A 22,995-nucleotide genomic window follows, 5' to 3' on the forward strand; every position below is an offset into this window, starting at 1 on the left:
CGGCCCAGACCTATACCAATTCGGTGGGCAGGGCGACGACGTCCACCATCGCCCCGTTGCGGAACACCGTCAGTGGGAGGGGCTGCCCGATCGCCTCGGTGAACAGCAGCTTCTGCAGGCCCTGCGCGTCGCGTACCGGCGCGCGCCCGGCGTCGAGCAGCACGTCTCCGGTCCGGACGCCGGCCTGCTGGGCCGGACTGCCCGCCACCACCTCCACCACCCGCAGCCCCCGGGCCGCCTTGGCCCGGGCGGCCAGCGCCTCCGGCAGCGGGAACGGCGCCGTGACCAGCCCCAGGTAGGCCCGCCGGACGCGGCCGTCCTGACGCAGCGCCGCGATGATCCGCCGCGTCGTCGCGTTGATCGGTACCGCGAGCCCGACGCCCACCCCGGCGACCGCGGTGTTGATGCCGACCACCCGCCCGGCCGAGTCGGCCAGCGCGCCGCCGGAATTGCCGGGGTTGAGCGCCGCGTCGGTCTGGATGACGTCCTCGATCAGGCGGCTGGCGGTACCGCTCCGGGCCGGCAGCGACCGGCCCAGCGCGCTCACCACCCCCGCCGTCACCGTGCCCGACAGCCCGAGCGGGTTGCCGACCGCGACGACGAGCTGCCCGACCTGCAGGGCGTCGGCGTCGCCGAGGGTGACGCCGGCGACCGTGGTGGTGTCGGCGCGGACCACGGCCAGGTCGGAGAGCGGGTCCGCGCCGACCACCGCGAAGTCCGATTCGGACCCGTCGGCGAACGCGGCTCTCCCGCGCGTCACGCCGGCGACGACGTGTGCGTTCGTGAGCATCAGGCCGTCGTCGCCGACGACCACCGCGGAGCCCGCGCCCTCGCCGCGGCGGCTCCGCACCGCGAGTGCGGCGACGTGCGGGCCGACGGTGCGGGCCACCCGGGTGACGATCTGTGAATAGGCGTCGAGTTCGGTCATGACCGCCTCCGGGACACTGGCGATGATTACATCGCTACAACTGTTGCGCGCGATCGCCGCTTCCGCCAGAACACTTACGATCCGGCCGTGGAAGCACTGAGCACCGACGCGGCCGGCAGCGAGATCCCCCGGGAGGTCCTCACCTGGGACCGGTTCGGGACGGCGTCCCGCGAACTCGCCACCCTGGTGGCCGACGACGGCTACCGGCCCGACCTCGTGCTCGCGATCGCCCGCGGCGGCCTGCTGCCCGCCGGTGCGCTCGCCTACGCGCTCGACGTCAAGAACGTCGCGACGATCAACGTCGAGTTCTACACCGGCGTCGACGAGCGGCTCGCCGTGCCGGTGATGCTGCCGCCGGTGCCCGAGGTCGTCGACATCGCCGGGGCCCGCGTCCTCATCGTGGACGACGTGGCCGACACCGGACGCACGCTGGAGGTCGTCTACGACTTCTGCGCGGCGCACGTGGCCGAAGCGCGGACCGCCGTGCTCTACGAGAAGCCCCACTCGGCCGTGCGGTGCGAATACGTCTGGCGCCGCACCGACCGCTGGATCAACTTCCCCTGGTCGACGCTTCCTCCGGTGGTGTAGTGCCCTCCGGTGGTGTAGGGCTGGGGGATGCGGATCGCGGTGATCGGGGCCGGCATCGTCGGGCTGTCGGCCACCTACGCCCTGCGCCGCTATCCGGTCTCGGTCCGCCTCTACGAGGCCGGTGAACCGATGAGCGGCCGGTCGCGCGGCGGCACCCGCATCTTCCGGCTCGCGCACGAGACGCCCGCGCTGGTCCGCTACGCGGCCCGCGCCCGGGTCGGGTGGAGCCGCTGGGAGCGGACCAGCGGCCGGACCCTGGTCGGCCGCGAAGGCACCGTCGTCAGTGGCCCGGGCGCCCCGGAACGGTACGCGGCGATGCGGGCGGTCGGCGTCCGATGTGGCCTGTATACCGACGTCCGTGCCGTCCCGGCCCTGCCGGCCCGCCCCGGCACGCCGGGTCCGTTCCTCGTCGACCCGGCCGGAGGCGTGATCCAGGCCGCCGCGGCAGGCGATTTCCTCCGGTCCGCGGTCCGCCGCTGTCTTTTTCCCTACGCCGCCCGGCGGATCACCGTGGGTAAGGGCGGTGCGACCGTCGATTCGGAGCGGGACAGCTGGCGCTGTGACGCGGTGCTGATCGCGGCCGGTACCCACACCGCTCCGCTGGCCCGGCCGGTCGGTCTGCCGGTGCCGGAACCGCTCGAACACCACGTCCGGTTCACGTTCCCGGCGGCCTCCGAGACCGCGTTCGCGTGCTGGATCGAACAGAGCGAGGCGTGGCGTCCCGGATTCACGACCTACGGGCACCTGGCCGGACCCGGGCGGTGGGCGGTCGGCGGCCACCTGCCCGCGGCCGACACCGCGTGGGACCTCGGGCCCGAGCAGTCGCGCGACCGGGCGTTGCGGGCCGTGACCGACTACGTGCGGGAGTTCCTGGCCGACGTGGTCGATCCGGATCCGGTGGACGAGGTCCACTGCGCCCCGACGCCCGGCCTCGGCGACGGCGTGCGGGTGGCCCGGTCCGGGCCGGTGCTGGCGGTCTGGGGCGAGAACCTGTTCAAGTTCGCCCCCGCGCTCGGCGCCGATCTGGCCGCGGCGACCGCATCCGGTGGATTACCCGAGGATCTTCCGTAGGGTTCAGTCAGTCGCGCGCAAAGGAGCAACGACATGAAGAAACTCATCAACGCTCCCGCAGATGTGGTCGTCGAATCGCTCGCCGGGCTGGCGGCGGCGCATCCGGACCTGGCGGTCGACCTCGAACAGAAGGTCGTCCACCGGGCCGGCGGGCCGGTGCCGGGCAAGGTCGGGCTGGTGTCCGGCGGCGGGTCCGGGCACGAGCCGCTGCACGGCGGGTTCGTCGGGCGCGGCATGCTCGACGCCGCCTGCGCCGGTGAGGTGTTCACGTCGCCGGTACCCGATCAGATCCTGGCCGCGACGAAGTACGCCGACGGTGGCGCCGGCGTGCTGCACATCGTCAAGAACTACACCGGCGACGTGATGAACTTCGAGATGGCGGCCGAGCTCGCCGACGGCGTCTCGATCGCCACGGTCGTGACGAACGACGACGTCGCCGTGGAAGACAGTCTGTACACCGCCGGGCGCCGCGGGGTGGGCGTCACCGTGCTGCTGGAGAAGATCGCCGGTGCGGCCGCGGAAGAGGGCCGGTCGCTGGCCGAGGTCGCCGCGATCGCGCAGCGGGTCAACGACCGGGGCCGCAGCATGGGGCTGGCCCTGACGTCGGGCACCGTCCCGGCGGCCGGGAAGCCGACGTTCGACCTGCCGGAAGACCAGATGGAGCTCGGGGTCGGCATCCACGGTGAGCCCGGGCGGCAGCGGGTACCGCTGGCGTCGGCCCGGGAGGCCGCGGCGATGCTGGTCGAGCCGGTGCTGGCCGAGATCCGTCCCGAGCAGGGTGTGCTGGCGTTCGTGAACGGGCTCGGTGCCACGCCGCTGATCGAGCAGTACCTGGTGTACGGGGAGGTCGCGGCGCTGCTCGACCGGCACGGGGTGCGGGTGGTGCGTTCGCTGGTCGGGCCGTACATCACCAGCCTGGACATGGCCGGGGTCTCGGTGACGCTGCTGGCGACCGACGACGAGATGCTGCGGCTGTGGGACGCGCCGGTGGTGACGCCGGGGATGCGGTGGGGGGCATGAGCGACGTCGCCGGGTGGGTCCGGGAGTTCGCACGGCTGGTCGCGGCGGAGGCGCCGCGGCTGACCGAACTGGACTCGGCGATCGGGGACGCGGATCACGGCTCGAACCTGTCGCGGGGTCTGGCCGCGGTCGTCGCCGCGCTCGACGCCGGGTCGTTCGACGACGACGGGGCACTGCTGAAGAAAGTCGGGATGGTGCTGGTCTCGACCGTCGGCGGGGCGAGCGGTGCGCTGTACGGCACGTTCTTCCTGCGCGCGGCCGGCTCGCTCGCCGACGGGTTCCCGGGCGCGTTCCGGGCCGGCGTCGACGGCATCGCCGCGCGGGGGAAGTCGGCCGTGGGCGAGAAGACGATGCTCGACACGCTCGTACCGGCGGCCGAGGCACTGGAGGCGGGAAAGGACTGGGCCGCGGTCGTGGCCGCGGCCGAGGCCGGACGCGATTCGACCGTGCCGATGATCGCGCGCAAGGGCCGGGCGTCGTATCTGGGAGAACGCAGCGTCGGCCACCTCGACCCGGGGGCCACGTCGGCCGCGCTGCTCGTGCGGGCGGCCGCGGACACCCTGGACCCGGATGCCTGATCTCGTCGGGCTGGTCGTGGTCTCGCACAGCCGGGCGCTGGCCCGGGCAGCGGTGGGGCTGGCGTCGGAGATGGCGCAGGGCGCGCCGGTGCGGGTCGAGATCGCGGCCGGTATCGACGAGGCCGGGTCGGCCGAGCCCGGGCTCGGGACGGACGCCGCAGCGATCGCGGAGGCGATCGGAGCGGCGGACGGGCCGGCGGGCGTGGTCGTGCTGATGGATCTCGGGTCGGCGGTGCTCTCGGCCGAGCTCGCGCTCGAGTTCGTCGATCCGGAGGTGGCCGACCGGGTGGTGCTCAGCCCGGCGCCGCTGGTCGAAGGGCTGGTCGCGGCCGTGGTGGCGGCGGCCGGTGGTGCCGGTCGGGCCGAGGTGGCGGCCGAAGCCGTGGCCGGTGCGGCCGCGAAGACCGGGCACCTCGCCGACCAGGACGCGGGCCCGCCGCCCGTCGAGCCGGCGCCGTCCGCGGACGGCGGGGCGCTGCGCGGGGAGTTCGTCGTCACGGACCCGATGGGGCTGCACGCGCGTCCGGCCGCCGCGCTGGTCGGTGCGGTCCGCGGCGCCGGGGCCCCGGTGACGTTCCGGAACGCGACCACCGGCAGCGGGCCGGTGCCGGCCGAGAGCCTCAGCCGGGTCGCGACGCTCGGGGCCCTGGCCGGGCACCGGGTCGAGGTCACGGTCCCGGCCGGCCAGGAGGCGGCCCTGGCGCGCGTCCTCCGTGCGGCCGGTGAGCTCTTCGGCTCCGTCGCGCCGCCGTCGGAGGCTGCTGCCGCGGATCGTGCGGGGCCGGCGCCGGTGCGGGAGACGGCTCTTCCTCCCGCGGCCGGGGCACTCGGGGGAGCGGCGGGCATCGTGGTGGGGGTCGTGCGGCAGGAGGCGGCCGCGGTGCGGGCCGGCCGGGCCCAGGCGGCGGACCCGGACACCGAGCGGCGCCGGCTGGACGCCGCCCTGACGAGCGTGGCGACCGACGTCCGGGCGACCCGGGAGCGCGTCGTCCGTGAACTCGGCGAGTCCGAGGCCGAGATCTTCGACGCGCACCTGATGCTGCTCGACGACCCCGGGCTCCGGGATCCGGCGCTGGCCGCGATCGCGGCCGGTGCCGACGCGGGCGGCGCCTGGGCCGCCGCCGCCGGCGACGCGGAAGCCGCCTGGAGCGCCCTGCCGGACCCGTACCTCCGGGCCCGGGCCGCCGACCTGGCCGCCCTGCGGGACCAGGTCCTCACCGCCCTGTCCGACGTTGCCCTGCCCGACGTTGCCCTGTCCGATGCGGCCCGGACCGATGCGGCCCGGACCGATGCGGCCCGGACTGATGCGGCCCGGACTGATGCGGCCCGGACTGATGCGGCCCGGACTGATGCGGCCCGGACTGATGCGGCCCGGACTGATGCGGCCCGGACCGATGCGGCCCCGCCCGATGTGGCTCCGGCCGGGCCGGAGCCGTCTGCCGATCCGGCCCTCGGCGGGGCGGTGCTGGTGGCGGACGACCTCTCACCGGCCCAGGCGGTGGCGCTCGATCCGGCGCGGATCGCCGGGGTCGTGCTCGCGGCGGGCAGCCCGACCGCGCACGCGGTGATCCTGCTCCGGGCCCGCGGGATCCCGGCCGTGGTGGCGGCGGGAGACCTCGTCCGGGACGTCCCGGACGGAACGGCGGTCGCGTTCGACGGGTCTACCGGCGAACTGGTCCTCGATCCCGCACCGGAGGTCCGGGCCCGGTTCGCCGCGGCCGGTGACGCCGCCCGGGCGCGGGCGGCCGCGGCGTCGGCGGTGGCCCGGCAGCCCGCCCGGACCCGGGACGGTGTGCACGTCGAGGTCGGCGCGAACCTCGGCTCGGTCGCCGACGCCCGGGCCGCCGCGGAGCACGGCGCCGACCTGTCCGGACTGGTCCGGACCGAGTTCCTGTTCCTCGACCGCGACACCGCCCCGACCGTCGACGAGCAGCTCGGGTCCTACCGGGCGCTCGCCGAGGCGTTCGGTGGGCGTCGCCTCACGCTGCGGACGCTCGACGTCGGCGGCGACAAGCCGCTGCGATACGCGCCCGTGCCGCCGACCGCGAACCCGTTCCTGAGCGTCCGGGGCCTGCGGTTCTCGCTGCTCCGGCCGGGGATGTTCCGGGAGCAGCTGATCGCGATGGTGCTCCTCGCCCACGAGACCCCGGTGACCGTGCTGTTCCCGATGGTCAGCACCGTCGGCGAACTGCGGGCCGCTCGCACCGCGCTGGACGCGGCGATCCGGGCCACCGGGCGCGGTGCACCGACCGGCCTGCGGGTCGGAGCGATGATCGAGGTGCCCGCGGCCGCGCTCAAGTCGGCCGTCCTGGCGCCGCTGGTCGACGTCTTCAGCATCGGCACGAACGACCTCACGCAGTACACGATGGCCGCCGCTCGCGGCGACGGCGGGGTCGCGGCGCTCGGCGATCCCTGGGACCCGGGCGTGCTCCGCCTGATCGACGCGGTCTGCCGGGGCGCCGCCGGTCGCGCCACCGTGAGCGTGTGCGGCGAGTTCGCCGGCGACGCCGGCGCGCCGACCGTCCTCGTCGGCCTGGGCGTCCGCGAACTGAGCGTCGCCCCGGCCCGGGTGCCGGAGGTGAAGCAGGCCGTGCGGGAGATCTCCTCCGCCGACGCGGCGGACGCGGCAGCCGTCGCACTCACCGCGGAGGGCCCGACCGGAGCCCGCGAGGCCGCGACGGCCTGAACCGGCGTGCCGCGCGGGCCCGGAGGGGAGCGGTCACGTCCGTTCGAGGATGACGACCGGGATCTTGCGGTCGGTCTTGGCCTGGTGGTCGACGAAGAACGGGTACCGGGCCGAGACCGAGTCGAACAGCACGTCCCGCTCCGCGCCGGCCGGCACCACCGCGGTCGCCGTGAACGTGTCTCCCGGCAGTTCGACGGTCACCTCCGGATGCGCGACCAGGTTGTGGAACCACGCCGGATGCACCGCGGCGCCGGCGTTGGAGGCCACCACCATGAGCCGCGAATCGTCGCGGACGTACATCACCGGCGCGGTGTGCGGCTTCCCCGACCGCGCGCCGGTCGTCGTCAGCAGCAGGAGCGGACGATCTTTCACCGCCTCGCCGCCGGTCTCGCGGAACTGCGCGATCAGTTGTCTGTTGTAGGCACCGACATCGCCGGGCATCGTCATGAAGAAGACCTCCTGAGCCTCATTGTGCGCATGTGCCACTGTTACCCGTTTACCTGACACCGTCCGTCAGGATCCGGGCAAACTAGTCGGGACGATCGACGGGGGTGGGCGGTGTGCCGGTCAAAGCCTGGATCCGGTGGATGGGCCAGCACGGCGTCGCGAGAGTCGTGATCAGACGCGCGGCGAAGAACGGCGACCTGCAGGCCCACATCCTGACCGACCCGGAAGCCCGCCGGAACCCCTACCCGACCTACGACGCGATCCGCGCGAAGGGCCCGCTCGTCCGGGGCCGGCTGATGACCCAGGCGGTGAGCCACGACGCGGTCACCCAGGTGCTGCGCAGCGACGCGTTCGCGGTCGGATTCGACCCCGAGACGATGCCGTTCCTGGCCCGGCACGTGCTCACCCGGGTCGCTGCCGACGAGCGGATCGTCGGCCCGATCGACCCGCCGTCGTTGCTGGTCACGAACCCGCCCGACCACACCCGGTACCGCCGGCTGGTCAGCCGGGTCTTCACCGCGAAGGCGGTCGAGGCCCTGCGGGCCCGGGTCGAGCAGCGCGCCGACGAACTCCTCGACGCGATGGCGGCCGAGCCCGCCGGGGAGCCGCTCGACCTGGTCGCGGAGTACGCGAGCCTGCTGCCGGTCACGGTCATCGCGGAGATCCTCGGCGTGCCGCTGGAGATGCGGCGCCAGTTCCTCACCTGGGGCACGATGGCGGCCCCGGTCCTCGACGTCGGCCTGAGCTACCGGCAGTTCCTCCGGTCCGAGGAAGCGCTCGAGAAGATGTCGGACTGGATGTACGCGCACTTCGACCGGTTGCGCCGCGAGCCGGGCGACGACATCGTCAGCCGGCTCGTCCACCTCGACGACGAGAGCGGCAAGCTCACCAACCGGGAGCTGCTGGCGATCTCCGGGCTGCTGCTCGCGGCCGGCTTCGAGACGACCGTGAACCTGCTCGGCACCGGCGCGGTGCTGCTGTTGCGCCATCCCGAGCAGCGCGCGGAGCTCGACGCCGACCCGTCGCTCTGGGGCAACGCGGTCGAGGAGGTGCTGCGGTACGAGTCGCCGGTCCAGGCCACGAGCCGGCGCTCCGTGAAGCCCACCGAGATCTGCGGGGTCCGCGTTCCCGCAGGCGCGTTCGTGACCGCGATGATCGCCGGGGCGAACCGCGATCCCGCCGTGTTCGACGACCCGAACCGGTTCGACGTCCGGCGGGCCAACGCCAAAGAGCACCTCGCGTTCTCCAGCGGCGCCCACTACTGCATCGGTGCGTCGCTGGCCCGGCTCGAGGGCGAGATCGGTCTGCGACGGCTCTTCGAGCGGTTCCCCGGTCTCACCCTCGACGGCACCCCGAGACATCGGGAGACCCGGGTGCTCCGCGGCTACTCGTCGATCCCGGTGCGGTTCACCACGTCGACGAACCGGCGGACCCGCTCCGACGCCGTGAACTCCTCCAGCGACACCGGGCGGTGACCGTCCCCGTCGGGCACCGCGAGCGGTAGGCGCCAGTTGGGGTACTCGTCCATCGTCCCCGGCAGGTTCGGCTGGCGGACGTCGCCCACGGCGTCGCTCGGGGAGGCAAGGACGATCCGGGCGGGTGTGCGGGTCAGCAGCGCGTGCAGGCCCAGGATCGCCTCCTCGCCGGTGGCGTCGGGGGAGGACACCAGGCCCTCGGCGTGCGCGAGCGTCAGCAGGGCGGCCCGTTCCGCGGCGGCCGCGGTCGCTTCCTCGGCCACCGGCCGCCCCAGTACGCCGAGTTCGGCCCGCACCCGGACGTGCTCGCCGGTGAGGAACCCGGCCGCGGTCGGCAGGTCGTGCGTCGTGACGCTCGCGGCCGCACCCTCCCGCCAGGACGCCGGCGGCCGGGGACGCTCGGGCAGCTCGCCCGGGGCGTCCACCGCCGGGTCGGGGTCGTCGCGTTCGAACCAGAGCACGTTGCTGCCGAGCACGTTGCGGGCCGCCAGCGTGATCGCCACGTGCGGCTCGACCGTCCCGAGGTCCTCGCCGACCACCAGCGCGCCGGCCCGGTAGGCCTCCAGAGCCAGCACCCCGAGGAACGCGTCGGCGTCGTACCGGACGTAGGTGCCGTCGGCGGCCGAGGAGCCCACCGGGACCCACCAGAGCCGGAACAGCCCGAGCACGTGGTCGATCCGCACGCCGCCCGCCGAGCGCAGCGCCGCCCGGAGCATGTCCCGGTACGGCGCGTACCCCGAATCCGCGAGCCGCCCGGGGTTCCACGGCGGCAAGCCCCAGTTCTGCCCCTGCTGGTTGAACGAGTCCGGCGGTGCCCCGACCGTCGCCGCGGTCGCCAGCACGTCCTGCAGGCCCCAGGCGTCCGCGCCGCCCGGGTCCACGCCGACCGCGAGGTCGTGCACGACCCCGACCGGCATCCCGGCCTCGGCGGCGGCCGCACCCACCGCCGCGAGCTGCTCGTCGCAGAGGAACTGCAGCCAGGCGTGGAAGTCGATCCGGTGCGCCAGCCGGGCCCTCCTCGCGGTGACCGCGTCCGAGCCGGGGTGCCGCAGCTCGTCGGGCCAGGCCTGCCACGGCACGCCGTGCTCCTCGGCGAGCGCGCAGAACGTCGCGAAGTCGGTCAGCCCGTCACCCTGCTCCTGGCGGTACGCGGCCAGCGCGGACGCCCGCGTGCCGGTCGCGGCCAGCGGGAACAGCATCTCCAGCGCGGCCAGCTTGGCCTGCCACACCGGGTCGCGGACGATCCGGTCGGCCGGAGCCTCCGGACGCAGGTCGTCGACCGCGAGACGCAGTTCCGGCGTCGCGGCCCGGTACTCCGGCAGGTCGGTCACCCGCAGGTAGAGCGGGCTGCGGAACCGGCGGCTCGACGGGTAGTACGGCGAGTTCTCCAGCGGCAGCACCGGCGTGGGCGCGTGCAGCGGGTTGCAGACCACCGCGCCCGCGCCGAGCTCGCCGCTCCACCGGACCAGGTCGCGCAGGTCGCCGTAGTCGCCGATGCCCCACGAGTCGTCCCCGCGCAGCGCGTAGAGCTGCAGCATCCAGCCCCAGACGCGGGCCTCTCCGGGCGGGTAGGGCACCTGCGCGGGCGCGGCGATCAGCACCGCGTCGGCGTGCTCGCTGCCCGCGGTGGCCTCCAGCCGGTGCCAGCCGGGTTCGAGGGGAGGCAAGCTCACGGTGCGGGCCTCGCGCAGCACCCCGCCCACGGTGCGCACCTGCCCGGCGTCGGCAGCGGTCGTCGGAAGGGCCGGGCCCGACTCGGGGTGGACGACCACGGTGGGGACCACACCGGACGGACCGTGGACCAGGACGCTCGCCGGTGCACCGGCGGTCACCACGACGGTGGGGGGCAGCAGCCGCCGCCACGGGGTCAGCTCGGCCTCGGCGAGCGAGGCGGAGACCTCGGAGGGGGTGCCGGCCGCGACGCCGAGCGCGCCGAGGACGGCGGCCACGGTCTCACGGGTCACGGTCTGCGGACGTCCGGTCGAGCCGACGTACTCGGTGGCAACCCCATGCGCCGCGGCGAGTGCGGCGAGCTCCGGATCAATGGTCACGAGCGAAGAACCTACCCACTTGCGTATGCCTGATTCGCTGAAGCCATGGGGAACGTGACCGACGTGTCGTCGGCTGAGGATCTCGCGGCTGCCGGGCGCGCCCGGCAGGTGCGTCGCCGGGTGATCTGGACGGTGGCCGGGCTGGTGACGCTGGGCGTGCTGGTGTTCGCCGGGTCCGCCGCCTGGACCTGGACCGCCTCGGCGGGGCACCGGTACGCGAGCGTGGCCGAGGCGCCCGAAGCACCGGTCGCGATCGTCTTCGGCGCGCAACTGCGGCCGGACGGCACGCCGAAGCCGTTCCTGGCCGGTCGCCTGGACACCGCGGCCGAGCTGTACCGGGCCGGGACCGTGAAGGCCGTGCTGGTGTCCGGCGACGGCAGCGGAACGTCCGGCAACGAGACCGCGGCGATGGCGCGTTACCTGACCGCCCGGGGCCTCCCGGCGGCGAAGCTGGTCACCGACCCCTCCGGGCTCGACACCTACGACACCTGCGCGCGGGCCTACCGGGTGTACGGCGTGCGCCGCGCCCTGCTGGTGAGCCAGGAGTTCCACCTACCGCGGGCGGTCGCGCTGTGCCGGCACGTCGGCATCGACGCGGACGGGGTCGCGGGCCGGTGCGAGGACTGCCGGGAGACGACGCTCTGGCGCAACCGGTTCCGGGAAATTCCGGCGGACTTCAAGGCGGTCGTCGACGCCGCCCGCAACCGGCCGCCGGTGGTCAGTTCCCCGCCCGACCCGTCGGTGAAGAAGGCCGTGACCAGCTGATTCGGCCGCACCCTACCCCGCCGATGGCAGCTGCCAAATGCGTCGGCGCGAATTGCACCCGGGCCTCCTCCGAACGGCGTATTCCCTACTGTTCGGGAGTTGACAGATGAACTGTCCAACGGCCGATCGTGGGAATTGCTCCCTGGGCGCAACCTAAGAACACCAGAGAGCTACGACCGGGGAACGTCAGAAGGGATCAGGCCAATGACCACCATCATCGACGCCGAGGCACTCTTCGTGAGCGCCCTGCAGCCCTCCGAACTGCCGACGATCGAGCAGGTCCAGGCCGCGATCGCGGCCGCGTTGCTCACCTGCGGAGGAGCCGACGGCTGCGCGCTCCGGCTGGCCGCCGAGTTCGGCGAGCATCCCGAGGTGGCGGTCGCCCGGATGCAGTGGGCGATCCAGACGCTGGCTGCCTGACTCCCTCCCCGGTCGTAGCCCGGCCCCGTACGCACAGGCGTACGGGGCTTCGTGCTTTTCTCGAACCGGTGACGGTGGGTGTCCGTCCACCGGAGGTACGGTGTGCACTTTCCGGGGTTTTCCGGATGGATTCAGAAGCCGTACGTACGGACCGTGTCGATGCGCGAGGAGGATGTCGATCCGAAGGTGAACGCGGTGTGTCCTCGCGGCGAACGGCCCTCAACCCGGGATTGGTCCGGCGGCCTCCGGAGGTGCTACACACTGGTCACCGCGGCGAGATGCGACCGTCATGGACGGTGAGCAACGTGGGGGGAATCTGCCCCCGCCGGAACAGCGTATGGCCGCGTGACGGCCTCGAGGACGAGGAGGTGCGGCGCCGATGACGAATCGTGTGCACCGCGGGCCGCAAAGGCCCCCTAGCAAGTGGGTTGTTCGATGATCAGCGGGGGCGGGTTCGACCGGATCCGCGTCCCGGTGTCGGCGGACGCGCTGGCGTCCCGCTCGCCGTTCCCGCCGATCGCGGACTACGGCTTCCTCTCCGACTGCGAAGTGATGGCGCTGGTGGCGCCGAGCGGCAACGTCGAATGGCTCTGCCTGCCCCGGCTCGACTCACCGAGCGTGTTCGGCGCCATCCTCGACCGGGACGCCGGTGGCTTCCGGCTCGGGCCGGCCGACAACATGGTGCCGGTCGACCGCCGGTACCTGCCCGGCACGATGGTGCTGGAGACGTCCTGGGAGTCCTCGGGCGGCTGGCTGATCGTGCGCGACACGCTCCTGATCGGGCCGTGGCACCACAACCAGGCGTTCTCGCCCACCCAGCGGCGCGCCCCCACCGACTACGACGCCCAGCACACGCTGCTGCGGACCGTGCGGTGCGTGAAGGGTGAGGTCCAGGTCGTGATGGACTGCGAGCCGATGTTCGACTACGGCCAGTACCAGGCCCGCTGGTCCTACACCGACCGTGGGTACCACCAGGGCCTGGCGACCAGCGCCAACGGTGAAGACAGTGGGCCGAAGCTGCGGCTGACCACCGACATGCGGATCGGCTTCGAGGGTGGCCGGGCCACCTCCCGGACGTTGCTCAAGGAGGGTGACGAGCGGTTCGTCGCGCTGTCGTGGGCGTCGGTGGAGCCGCCGTTCGACTACGCGGACGCGAACGCCCGGCAGACCTGGACCGCGCACCACTGGCAGCACTGGCTGGCCCGGGGCTCGTTCCCCGACCACCCGTGGCGCGGGCATCTGCAGCGCAGTGCGCTGACGCTCAAGGGCCTGACCTACGCCTCCAGCGGCGCGCTGGTGGCCGCGGCCACGACGTCGCTGCCGGAGACGCCGCAGGGCGAGCGGAACTGGGACTACCGGTACAGCTGGATCCGCGACTCGACGTTCGCGCTCTGGGGGCTCTACACGCTCGGGTTCGACTGGGAGGCCGACGACTTCTTCAACTTCGTCGCCGACGTGGCGTCGCAGGGTGACCTGCAGGTCATGTACGGGGTCGACGGAGAGGGGGTGCTCACCGAGAAGGTGCTCGACCACCTGTCCGGGTACGACGGTGCCCGCCCGGTGCGCATCGGCAACGGCGCGTTCGACCAGGAGCAGCACGACGTCTGGGGCGCCGTGCTCGACTCGATGTACCTGCACACCCGCTCTCGCGACCGGCTCGACGACCGCACCTGGAAGATCATGCGGCGGCAGGTCGAGAAGGCGATCGAGCACTGGCGCGAGCCCGACCGGGGCATCTGGGAGGTCCGCGGGGAGCCGAAGCACTTCACGTCCTCGAAGGTGATGTGCTGGGTGGCTCTCGACCGGGGCGCGCGGCTCGCGCGGCTGCGGCAGGACTACCGGCTCGCCGACGACTGGCAGAAGATCGCCGACGAGATCCACGCGGACGTGTGCGAGCGGGGCGTCGACTCGCGCGGGGCGTTCACGCAGCACTACGACACCGAGGCGCTGGACGCGTCGGCGTTGCTGCTGCCGCTGGTGCGGTTCCTGTCGCCGGACGACCCGCGGATCAAGTCGACGGTGCTCGCGATCGCGGACGAGCTGACGGTCGAGGGGCTGGTGCTGCGGTACAAGACCGAGGAGACGGACGACGGGCTGCGGGGCGAAGAGGGCACGTTCGCGATCTGCTCGTTCTGGCTGGTGTCGGCGCTGGCCGAGATCGGGGAGCTGGACCGGGCCCGGCAGCTGTGCGGGAAGCTGCTGTCGTTCGCGAGCCCGCTGGGGTTGTACGCCGAGGAGCTCGACCCGTACTCGGGCAAGCACCTGGGCAACTTCCCCCAAGCCTTCACGCACCTGGCGCTCATCAACGCGGTAATGCACGTCATCCGCGCCGAACACGGGAACTAAGGGGGCGGCTCGCCCTGGGCGGGCTCCAGGTCAGTGCAAGTGGTGGTGCTGCAGGCTGGTCAGCTGACTCGGGCGGGGGCGCTGGTCGACGCGGCGGTGGACGGGCCGGCGGCTACTCGGAGGCGGTAGGTTCCGGCCTTGAGCTTCGTGAACGTCGCGGTGCCGTTCGCCGCGGACGTCTTGGCCGTGACCTTCGTCCAGGACTTGCCGGTCCAGCGGTCGAGCGTCACCGCCTGGCGGGTGGCCGGCGTCACGGTCGCGGCCAGCGTCCCCCGGCCGGGGCGCAGCGTGGTCCGGGCGGTGGCCACGTAGGCCGCGGTCGCGGTGCGGGACGCCGACGTCGTCGCGTCCGCGCGGTGGGCGAAGTACACCCAGGTGGTGCCGGCCGGGGTTCCGGTCCAGGAGACCGTGCCGTCCGTTCCGGTCGTGGCCGACACGCAGCGGGCCGTGGACGCCGGCAGCGTGCGGACGCAGACCTGGGCCGGGGTGCCGCCGAGCGCGGTGCCGGTGGACGCGTCGGTGAGCGCCGCGCGAACCGTCACCGTGGCCCCCGCGACGATCGGGCCGCCGGCACCGCTGGTGAGCCGGAACGCGGTCGTCGCCTGCGCCGGGGCGGGGTCGGTGGTCGGGGGAGCCGGCGTCGCCGGGCCGCAGTTCACCTGGGTGCACAGCGCCGCGTACGGGCTGATCAGGCCGTAGCCGGTGGCGTCGTCGCGCCCGGCGGTGCCCAGGTCGGTCGCGGTGGCCTCCAGTACGCCGGAGATCTGCGCCGGGGTCAGGCTCGGCGTCACGGACTTGAGCAGCGCGGCCGCCGCGGCCACGTACGGCGTCGCCATCGAGGTGCCGGACATCGACGCGTACTGGCTCCCGGTGTACGTCGAGACGATGGCGACGCCGGGCGCGGCCACGTCGACGTAGCTGCCGGTGTTGGAGAAGGTCGCGTCCTCGTTCGTGGAGTCGGTCGCGGCCACCCCGATCACGCCGGCGTCGGCGGCCGGGTAGCTGGTCGCGTTGCCGTCCTGGCGCTCGTTGCCGGCCGCGGCGACCACCGTGACGTTCTTGCTCAGCGCGTACTTCACGGCCGAGGAGGTCGCACCGGCCTCGGTGCCGCCGACCGAGAGGTTGATGATCTTCGCGCCCTTGTCGACGGCCTGGATGATGCCCTTGGCCATGTCCGAGTCGTAGCCGAGCCCGTCGCCGTCGAGGACCCGGATCGGGAGGATCTTCGCCTTCGGCGCGAGGCCCGCGATGCCGATCTTGTTGTTCGCGACCGCCGCGATGATGCCGGCGACGTGTGTACCGTGGCCGTTCTCGTCGTTGCTGCCGTCGGTGCTCGACGGCTTGTCGCCGACCAGATCGCTCCCCTTGAGGACCTGTCCGGCCAGGTCGGGGTGCGACGCCTGCACACCGGTGTCGACCACCGCGACCGTGACGGCGTTGCCGGTCGACGTCGTCCAGGCCGTTTCCGCCTCGAGCGTGGTCAGCGCCCACTGCCGGGACCGCAGCGCGTCGTTGGTGGCCGCGGCCGAGACCGTGGTGTCGGTCAGGTGCACCACGGCGTCGACCCCGACCGAGACGGTCGCCGCGTCGCGCTGGGCCGCCGCCACTGCCTCCGTCGCCGGTGCGCGGCCGGTCACCGCCACCGTGCTGACGCTCGGCCGCCCGTCGACCGTACGGACGCTGACGATGCGGACGGGCTGGTGCGCGCGGATGCCCGCGACGATGCGGGCCGGGTCGGCCGTGACGCTCGCGGTCTTCGTGGCCCAACGATGGACCGATCCGCTCGCGCCGGTGACCGTGCTGCCGGTGCCGGTGCCGGTGCCGGTGCCGGTGCCGGTGCCGGTGCCGGTCGCGGCGGTGGTGCCCGCGGCGGTGGTACCGGCCGTGCCCGCGGCCCCCTGGAGGGTGGGGGAGACCGCGGTGGCCGGGGTGATCGTCGTCACGGTGGAGCCGGTGCCGGTGCCGGAGGCGACCGCGAGGGAGGGACCCGCGGCCAGGAGGGTGGCCCCGGCGACCGTGCCGGCGACCAGGGTCAGTCCGGCGACCCCGGCGGTGAACCGCGCGCTGCGGGGAGAGTTCAGGCGTATGCGGCGGTTCGGTCCGGGCACGGATCGGCTCCTCGATGACGACTGCTGACCCACGTCCGAGTGGGCTTCGTTCGTCAGTCGACGCAGGTCGGAGCGGTCTGAGCCGTGCGCGCGGGCTGCGCCGGAGCCGGAACCGGAGTGCTACCGGCCCGCACCCGACGCAGTGGCACCGGCCACCCCCGCCGTAGCGGTCGCCCCGGGGGCGCGCCGGGATGGCAGCATGGGCGGGTACGGAAGCACCGGGTGGTCAGGCAGCGGAGGGGAGGCTGGGGTCGTGCCCGAGACGTCAGACGTGGCGGCGGAACCCGCGGTCTCCGAACCCGCGGTGACCGCGCGGGTCCTCACCGTGCCCAACGCGCTGAGCGCGCTGCGCCTGCTGGGCGTGCCGGTGTTCATCTACCTCGTGCTCGTGCTGCACGCCGACCTGCTGGCCCTGCTGGTACTGGTGGTCAGCGGTTTCTCGGACTGGCTCGACGGCGCGCTGGCCCGGGCCTGGGGCCAGGTCAGTCGCATCGGGCAGCTGCTCGACCCGCTCGCCGACCGGCTCTACGTGTTCACCACGGTCCTCACGTTCGCGATCCGCGACATCATCCCGTGGTGGCTGGCGCTGGCCCTGATCGTCCGTGACGGCGTGCTCTGGATCGCGCTGCTCGTGCTGCGCCGCTACGGCTACGAGGCGCTGCCGGTGCACTACGTGGGCAAGGCCGCGACGTTCAACCTGCTCTACGCGTTCCCGCTGCTGCTGCTCGGCGGTCAGGACGGGATCGTCGGCACGGTGTCGATGCCGATCGGCTGGGCGTTCGCGATCTGGGGTGTCGGGCTCTACTGGTGGGCCGCGGTGCTCTACGTCTTCCAGACCGGTCAGCTCGTCCGGCTCGCGCGGCGCGACCCGGCGGAGGCCGCCGGGTGACGACGCCACCCAGGGAGCCCGAAAGCGGCTTCCGCCTGTTCGGCAAGGGAGCGCCGCCGTCGCCAGGGCTGACGATGCTGGCCGACCTGATGAACAACCACCTCGACCCCGGGTACGCGGCGGCCGCGCGGCGCCGGGAGATCGGGGAACCGCCCTCGGGGCTGGCCACCCGTACCCGCGGGGTGCTCACCGTGGCCTGCGCGGCCGCGATCGGCATCATCCTGGCCATCGCCTACCGGGAGACCGTCGCCACCGCGCCCGCGGCCGCGGTGACCAGGGACGCGCTGAGCGCCGAGATCCGCCGCGCCCAGAACCACACCGACGACCTGCAGCGGACCGCCGACAAGCGTCGCGAACAGGTCGCGGCCGCGCAGGACTCCGCGGTCTCCGACAGCTCGTCGGGCCGGGCGCTGACCCGCCGGGTCCGGGACGCCGAAGCGCTGACCGGGCTCGGGCCGGTGAAGGGGCCCGGCATCGTCCTGCAGGTGTCCGACGGCGACCCGCCGCGCGACCCGGTGACCGGCGCCACCGTCGGGGACGCCGAGGCGTACCTGGTGCAGGACGGCGACCTGCAGCGGCTCACGAACGCGATCTGGGCGGCCGGTGCGGAGGCGGTCGCGGTCGACGGTCAGCGGCTGACCGCGCTCTCGGCCATCCGGTCGGCCGGATCCGCCGTGCTGGTCGACTTCCGGCCGGTCGACAACCCCTACACGATCACCGCGATCGGCAACTCCGACGACCTGTACCGGCAGCTGCTGCGTGCTCCCGCGGTGCGGCGGTTCCAGACGTACGTCAAGGACTACAAGATGGGCTTCGAGCTGCGGCGCGACGACTCGCTGCGGCTTCCGGCCGGTCCGGAGCCGGAGCTGCGGGTGGCCGGGCCACCGAAGCCCTCGGCGTCCGGCGCGCCCGGTGCGAGCCCGTCGACGTCCACCGGGGCAGCGGCGTCCACCCCGCCGCCGGGAGAATCGCCGCCGGGAGAATCGCCTTCGCCGTCCGTCACTCCTGGGCCGGCTCCCTCGTCCTCGTCTTCCTCCGGAGGTGCCGATTGATCCCCGCACTGGCACTGATCGTGGGCATCGTGGTCGGGCTCGTGTTCAAACCGGCGGTGCCCACCGGGCTCGAGCCGTACCTGCCGATCGCCGTGGTGGCCGCGCTGGACGCGGTGTTCGGCGGCATCCGCGCCCGGCTGGACGGGATCTTCGACGACAAGGTGTTCGTCGTCTCGTTCGTCTCCAACGTGCTCGTCGCGGCGCTGATCGTGTACCTCGGTGACAAGCTCGGCGTGGGCGGTCAGCTCTCGACCGGCGTCGTCGTGGTGCTGGGGGTCCGCATCTTCGGGAACGTGGCGGCGATCCGGCGTCACATCTTCAGGGCATGACCGGGCCGAGCGACCTGCCTCGCCAGCGCGAGCAGGACCCGGACGGCCTGGCCGAACCGGACGAGGCCGTGACCGAAGCGATCACGCTCCCGGTCGCGTCCCCCAGCGGTGCAGAACCGGCGGCCGAGCCGCAGACCGGGCGGACGACGACCGGTACCGACGTCGTGCCCGCGCCGGTGCCGGATCCGCCGGCCGGGGGGTCGACGCCGGCGCACCGGGACCCGGCCGAGACCTCGCGGCGGCAGTGGTGGATGAAGGCCGCAGCGGTCGCACTGTGCGCGCTGCTCGGGCTGAGCCTGGCCGCCCAGCTGCGCCGCAACCAGCAGAACGGCGAGCTGTCGGGCGCGCGCCAGGAGGACCTCGTCCGCATTCTCGACGAGCTCGACAGCCGCGAGCAGCGGCTGCAGATCGAGATCAACGACCTGGAGAAACGGCGGGAAGCCCTCACCACCGAGGCCGAGGGCTCCCAGACCGCGCAGCGAGACCTGGAGGAGAGGGCGACCGAGCTCGGCATTCTGGCCGGCACCGCACCGGCCGAGGGCGACGGCCTGCGGCTGGTCTTCCGCGGCGGCAGCCGACCGTTGCGCGCCGACGTGCTCCTCGACGCGGTCGAGGAGCTGCGCGGCGCCGGGGCCGAGGCGATGCAGATCTCCGGCAGCAGCGGCGGCACGGTGCGGATCATCGCGTCCACCGCGTTCCTCGATCTCGACGACGACCTGCTGGTCGGCGACAAGCGTCTGTCCGGGCCGTACACGCTGCTCGCGATCGGCGAGCCGCAGACGATGCGGGCCGCGCTCGTGATACCCGGTGGTGTCGTCGACTCGGTCGAGGACGCCACCGGTACGGTGCAGATCACCACACCGGATCCGGTCTCCGTGAGTGCGACGCTCTCGCCGGCGCCGCCGCGGTACGCCGAGCCGGTGGATTGACGTCAAGACACTGAAAGGACCGTCGTGATCCCCGACGATCTGCGGTACACGGCCGAGCACGAATGGATCCGCGCGACCAGCGGGAGCACCGTCCGGATCGGCATCACCGACTACGCCCAGGATTCGCTCGGCGACATCGTCTTCGTGCAACTCCCCGACGTCGGCGCCACGATCACGTCCGGCGAGACCGTCGGCGAGGTCGAGTCGACGAAGAGCGTGTCCGACGTGTACGCGCCGGTGACCGGCACCGTGACCGCGAAGAACGAGGCGCTGGACGACCAGCCCGAGCTCGTCAACGGCGAGCCGTACGGCGGCGGCTGGATGCTCGAGGTCGAGCTCGGCGACCCGGCCGTCCTCGACAGCCTGCTCAGCCCGGACGAGTATCGCGAGCTGACCGAGAAGGAATGACCTGCCAGGCGGCTGCTCAGCTGCTTGCACTAGGCTTCGTTGGTCGAACACCGGTCGCGAGGCGGGTGGTCGTCCCCTCGCTGTGACCTGGTCTGCCAGACTGGGCCGCAGTTCTGCGACAAAGACTTCAGCCTGGGAGGCGATCGAACTTGAAGGGTGCCCCTCCAGCATCCGCTCCGCTGTGCCCGCGGGCCCTAGACGCCGGAGGTGTGCGGTGAGCCGTCATTCCGAGGACGATCAGCAGCAGGTGGACGTCACCTCGACGATGATCCTGGGCGCGATCGACGACGTCGTCGAGGCGTCGGACGCCGGCGGTGGCAGCGACCCCGAGGGCACCCGCATCGCGGAGAGTCTCCCGCCCGGTTCGGCGCTGCTCGTCGTCCGGCGTGGCCCGAACGCGGGTAGCCGGTTCCTGCTGGACAGCGACGTGACCACGGCCGGTCGTCACCCGGAGAGCGACATCTTCCTGGACGACGTGACGGTGTCCCGGCGGCACGCGGAGTTCCGCCGCGAGGGCGGTGTCTTCGTCGTGCGTGACGTCGGCAGTCTGAACGGCACGTACGTCAACCGTGAGCGGGTCGAGTCGGCCACGCTCGCCAACGGCGACGAGGTCCAGGTCGGCAAGTTCCGGCTGGTCTTCCTCTCCGGGCCCCGCCGGGCCTCGGAGGGGGTGGCGTAGTGACGGCGTCCGGGAGCGCCCGGGCCTTTTTGAGCATCGGCGAGGTTCTCGCCCAGCTCCGGCCGGAGTTCCCGGACACCACGATCTCCAAGCTCCGGTTCCTCGAGTCCGAAGGACTCGTGGAGCCGGAGCGCACGCCGGCCGGGTACCGCAAGTACTCGTCCGAGGACGTCGCCCGGTTGCGGTACGTCCTGGCCGCGCAGCGGGATCAGTACCTTCCGCTGCGCGTGATCCGGGAGCACCTCCAGTCGATGGGCGGGGGCGCTCCCAGCGAGAACGAGAACAACCGTGCGCTGGTGGCTGCCGAGTCGCTACCGACGGCGGGCGATTTCTCCCGACTTGAGCTTGATGTCCGGCTATCCCGGTCCGAACTGCTGGACCGGACCGGCATCACCGACGCCCAGCTCAAGCAGATCGAGAACTACGGGTTGATCACGGCCCGCGGAGCCGGCTGGTACGACGCCGACGGGCTGGCGATCGCCGAGACGGTGGCGCGGATGGCCGAATTCGGGCTGGAACCACGTCACCTCCGCGGCTACAAGACCTCAGCCGACCGCGAGGTGGGCCTGTTCGAGCAGGTCGTCGCACCGGTGGCGCGGCAGCGCGGCCCGGAGGCGAAAGCCAGGGCGGAAGAGACCGTCCGTGAGCTCGCCGCGCTGTCGCTGCGTTTGCACACGGCGCTGGTCCAGGCCCGCCTCCGGGGGCCGCTCGGAGGCTGACCGATCGGCACCGGTCGACGGGCCGGGCACAGACGGGACGTGTACGTTCGACAGGGACAAGCCGGGTCCGGAATCGCGTGCCGGATGCGGTGGTGGGAACGGCCAGAGGGCTGGGTGAGGAACGGGTGAAGGAGCTCAACGTCGTCGGTGTGCGGGTCGAGCTACCGAACAACCAGCCGATCGTCCTGCTCAAGGAGGTCGCGGGTGATCGTTACCTGCCGATCTGGATCGGGCCGGTCGAGGCGACCGCCATCGCGTTCGAGCAGCAAGGGGTTCGGCCTACCCGGCCGCTGACCCACGATCTCCTGAGGGACGTCCTGGGTGCGCTGGAGGCGCCACTGCGCAAGGTCGAGATCGTCGAGCTGCGCGACAACGTCTTCTACGCGGAGCTGGTGATCGGAGACGGGGTGCGGGTGAGTTCGCGGCCGTCGGACGCGATCGCGCTGGCGCTGCGGGTCGGCGTCACGATCACGTGCGCGGAGGCGGTGCTCGAAGAAGCCGGCATCATCATTCCGGACGAGCAGGAAGACGAGGTCGCGAAGTTCCGCGAGTTCCTCGACACGATCTCGCCGGAAGACTTCGCCGGCTCCTGAGCCGCCGTGCCGGGCCGCCGAGGGCGGCCCGGAGGGCTCCTGAGCCCGTGTAAGAGAAATATGGGTTCGTGCACAAGGCTGGTGGAGTATTCCGCGCATTATGCCCTGTTTCGAGGTACTGTAATCCGCTGAGCGGGGCCGGAAGGTCGCGACACGCCGTCGTCGGACGTTGACCGGTGTTCACCGCCCTCCTACCGTCAGGTCTCGGGGGCACAGTGGATCGGCACACGCGCGGAGGTCAGCGGTGGTCAAGCGCGACGGTACGGCCGGCCAGGCCGGGCTCCCGGTGACGGCGCCGGTCGCGCCCTACCCGTTCGAGCCCGCGCCCTCGTACGAGGGGCAGGGTGTGTTGTTCGAGCCGGAACCCAGCAGTAGCGGTCCGGACGAGAACGTCGGGTATCGCGGTCCGACCGCCTGTCACGTGGCCGGCATCACCTACCGGCAGCTCGATTACTGGGCCCGCACCGGGCTGGTCGAGCCGACCATCCGCGGCGCGCAGGGCTCGGGCAGCCAGCGCCTGTACTCGTTCCGCGACATCCTCGTCCTCAAGATCGTCAAGCGTCTGCTCGACGCCGGGGTCTCGCTGCAGAACATCCGGCTGGCGGTCGACCAGCTCCGTGCGCGGGGCGTGGAAGACCTGGCCCGGATCACCCTGCTCTCGGACGGGACGACCGTGTACGAGTGCACGTCGCCGGAAGAAGTTGTGGATCTGCTGCAGGGCGGCCAGGGCGTGTTCGGCATCGCGGTCGGCGGGGCGTTCCGGGAGATCGAGGGCTCGCTCGCGAAACTGCCCGGAGAGCGCGCCAACGGCTCCCCGGCCCCGGCGACCCGCTCCACGGACGACGACGAACTCTCCAAACGCCGAGCCCGCCGCACCGGGTAGGTGGGCGGCCCGCTCAGGGCGGCGCTGCCGA

The 22,995-nt window shown here is 73.0% G+C and carries 22 protein-coding genes; 18 read left to right on the forward strand and 4 right to left on the reverse strand.

Annotation, left to right across the window (positions count from 1 at the left end):
* Positions 1-10: 10 nt before the first annotated feature.
* Positions 11-928 (reverse strand): S1C family serine protease, encoded by a 918-nt coding sequence (locus tag ACIBZJ_RS39630; RefSeq protein WP_395938783.1) that lies wholly within the window; start codon positions 926-928, stop codon positions 11-13.
* A gap of 96 nt (positions 929-1,024) precedes the next feature.
* Between ACIBZJ_RS39630 and ACIBZJ_RS39635 the strand changes: the two genes are divergently transcribed.
* The 5 genes from ACIBZJ_RS39635 to ACIBZJ_RS39655 are packed head-to-tail and all read left to right on the forward strand — an operon-like array spanning position 1,025 to position 6,871.
* Positions 1,025-1,516 (forward strand): phosphoribosyltransferase, encoded by a 492-nt coding sequence (locus tag ACIBZJ_RS39635; protein ID WP_395938844.1) that lies wholly within the window; start codon positions 1,025-1,027, stop codon positions 1,514-1,516.
* Between the two features lie 27 nt (positions 1,517-1,543).
* Positions 1,544-2,587, forward strand: coding sequence for an NAD(P)/FAD-dependent oxidoreductase (locus ACIBZJ_RS39640; RefSeq protein WP_395938784.1), 1,044 nt, complete (start codon positions 1,544-1,546; stop codon positions 2,585-2,587).
* 33 nt (positions 2,588-2,620) lie between these two features.
* On the forward strand, positions 2,621-3,607 hold the full coding sequence (gene dhaK, locus ACIBZJ_RS39645; protein ID WP_395938785.1) for a dihydroxyacetone kinase subunit DhaK: 987 nt from the start codon (positions 2,621-2,623) through the stop codon (positions 3,605-3,607).
* Entirely contained in the window at positions 3,604-4,185 is a 582-nt protein-coding gene (gene dhaL, locus ACIBZJ_RS39650; RefSeq protein WP_395938786.1) for a dihydroxyacetone kinase subunit DhaL, read from the forward strand. The genes dhaK and dhaL overlap by 4 nt, the downstream gene beginning before the upstream one ends.
* Positions 4,178-6,871 carry a putative PEP-binding protein gene (locus ACIBZJ_RS39655; protein ID WP_395938787.1) on the forward strand — a complete coding sequence of 898 codons (2,694 nt, stop codon included), beginning with the start codon at positions 4,178-4,180 and terminating at the stop codon, positions 6,869-6,871. Before dhaL ends, ACIBZJ_RS39655 begins: the two co-directional genes overlap by 8 nt.
* A 33-nt stretch (positions 6,872-6,904) precedes the next feature.
* On the opposite strand, the gene ACIBZJ_RS39660 is transcribed toward ACIBZJ_RS39655, so the two are convergent.
* On the reverse strand, positions 6,905-7,318 hold the full coding sequence (locus ACIBZJ_RS39660; protein WP_395938788.1) for a nitroreductase family deazaflavin-dependent oxidoreductase: 414 nt from the start codon (positions 7,316-7,318) through the stop codon (positions 6,905-6,907).
* A gap of 113 nt (positions 7,319-7,431) precedes the next feature.
* Here ACIBZJ_RS39660 and ACIBZJ_RS39665 point away from each other — a divergent pair, with 113 nt between their 5' ends.
* Entirely contained in the window at positions 7,432-8,793 is a 1,362-nt protein-coding gene (locus tag ACIBZJ_RS39665) for a cytochrome P450 (RefSeq protein ID WP_395938789.1), read from the forward strand.
* Here the strand turns inward: ACIBZJ_RS39665 and malQ are convergent.
* Complete coding sequence (malQ, locus tag ACIBZJ_RS39670) at positions 8,703-10,844, reverse strand: 4-alpha-glucanotransferase (protein WP_395938790.1); 2,142 nt, start codon at positions 10,842-10,844, stop codon at positions 8,703-8,705. The genes ACIBZJ_RS39665 and malQ overlap by 91 nt on opposite strands.
* A 45-nt stretch (positions 10,845-10,889) precedes the next feature.
* Here malQ and ACIBZJ_RS39675 point away from each other — a divergent pair, with 45 nt between their 5' ends.
* The 3 genes from ACIBZJ_RS39675 (at position 10,890) to ACIBZJ_RS39685 (ending at position 14,375) form a co-directional block, all read left to right on the forward strand.
* Entirely contained in the window at positions 10,890-11,609 is a 720-nt protein-coding gene (locus ACIBZJ_RS39675) for a vancomycin high temperature exclusion protein (RefSeq protein WP_395938791.1), read from the forward strand.
* A gap of 204 nt (positions 11,610-11,813) precedes the next feature.
* On the forward strand, positions 11,814-12,029 hold the full coding sequence (locus ACIBZJ_RS39680; protein ID WP_395938792.1) for a hypothetical protein: 216 nt from the start codon (positions 11,814-11,816) through the stop codon (positions 12,027-12,029).
* A 435-nt stretch (positions 12,030-12,464) separates the two neighbouring features.
* Positions 12,465-14,375, forward strand: a complete 1,911-nt coding sequence (locus ACIBZJ_RS39685) for a glycoside hydrolase family 15 protein (protein WP_395938793.1) — start codon at positions 12,465-12,467, stop codon at positions 14,373-14,375.
* Between the two features lie 59 nt (positions 14,376-14,434).
* Here the strand turns inward: ACIBZJ_RS39685 and ACIBZJ_RS39690 are convergent, their stop codons facing one another.
* On the reverse strand, positions 14,435-16,483 hold the full coding sequence (locus ACIBZJ_RS39690; RefSeq protein WP_395938794.1) for a S8 family serine peptidase: 2,049 nt from the start codon (positions 16,481-16,483) through the stop codon (positions 14,435-14,437).
* Positions 16,484-16,736: 253 nt separating this feature from the next.
* Here ACIBZJ_RS39690 and ACIBZJ_RS39695 point away from each other — a divergent pair, with 253 nt between their 5' ends.
* The 9 genes from ACIBZJ_RS39695 to ACIBZJ_RS39735 all read left to right on the forward strand — a co-directional run bounded on the left by ACIBZJ_RS39695 (position 16,737) and on the right by ACIBZJ_RS39735 (position 22,964).
* Positions 16,737-17,372, forward strand: coding sequence for a CDP-alcohol phosphatidyltransferase family protein (locus ACIBZJ_RS39695; protein WP_395938795.1), 636 nt, complete (start codon positions 16,737-16,739; stop codon positions 17,370-17,372).
* On the forward strand, positions 17,369-18,424 hold the full coding sequence (locus ACIBZJ_RS39700; RefSeq protein WP_395938796.1) for a DUF881 domain-containing protein: 1,056 nt from the start codon (positions 17,369-17,371) through the stop codon (positions 18,422-18,424). The genes ACIBZJ_RS39695 and ACIBZJ_RS39700 overlap by 4 nt, the downstream gene beginning before the upstream one ends.
* Positions 18,421-18,753 (forward strand): small basic family protein, encoded by a 333-nt coding sequence (locus ACIBZJ_RS39705; protein WP_395938797.1) that lies wholly within the window; start codon positions 18,421-18,423, stop codon positions 18,751-18,753. The genes ACIBZJ_RS39700 and ACIBZJ_RS39705 overlap by 4 nt, the downstream gene beginning before the upstream one ends.
* The gene (locus tag ACIBZJ_RS39710) at positions 18,750-19,682 is read left to right on the forward strand and encodes a DUF881 domain-containing protein (RefSeq protein ID WP_395938798.1); all 933 of its coding nucleotides are present in this window, start codon (positions 18,750-18,752) and stop codon (positions 19,680-19,682) included. Before ACIBZJ_RS39705 ends, ACIBZJ_RS39710 begins: the two co-directional genes overlap by 4 nt.
* A gap of 24 nt (positions 19,683-19,706) precedes the next feature.
* On the forward strand, positions 19,707-20,090 hold the full coding sequence (gene gcvH / locus ACIBZJ_RS39715; protein ID WP_395938799.1) for a glycine cleavage system protein GcvH: 384 nt from the start codon (positions 19,707-19,709) through the stop codon (positions 20,088-20,090).
* Between the two features lie 265 nt (positions 20,091-20,355).
* Complete coding sequence (locus ACIBZJ_RS39720) at positions 20,356-20,769, forward strand: FHA domain-containing protein (RefSeq protein ID WP_395938845.1); 414 nt, start codon at positions 20,356-20,358, stop codon at positions 20,767-20,769.
* Complete coding sequence (locus tag ACIBZJ_RS39725) at positions 20,769-21,488, forward strand: MerR family transcriptional regulator (protein WP_395938800.1); 720 nt, start codon at positions 20,769-20,771, stop codon at positions 21,486-21,488. The genes ACIBZJ_RS39720 and ACIBZJ_RS39725 overlap by 1 nt, the downstream gene beginning before the upstream one ends.
* Before the next feature lie 125 nt (positions 21,489-21,613).
* Positions 21,614-22,081, forward strand: a complete 468-nt coding sequence (locus ACIBZJ_RS39730; RefSeq protein WP_142710044.1) for a bifunctional nuclease family protein — start codon at positions 21,614-21,616, stop codon at positions 22,079-22,081.
* Positions 22,082-22,325: 244 nt separating this feature from the next.
* The gene (locus ACIBZJ_RS39735; protein WP_395938801.1) at positions 22,326-22,964 is read left to right on the forward strand and encodes a MerR family transcriptional regulator; all 639 of its coding nucleotides are present in this window, start codon (positions 22,326-22,328) and stop codon (positions 22,962-22,964) included.
* The last annotated feature ends 31 nt before the right edge of the window (positions 22,965-22,995 follow it).

Source organism: Cryptosporangium sp. NPDC051539 (assembly GCF_044454545.1).
Classification (GTDB): Bacteria; Actinomycetota; Actinomycetes; order Mycobacteriales; family Cryptosporangiaceae; genus Cryptosporangium.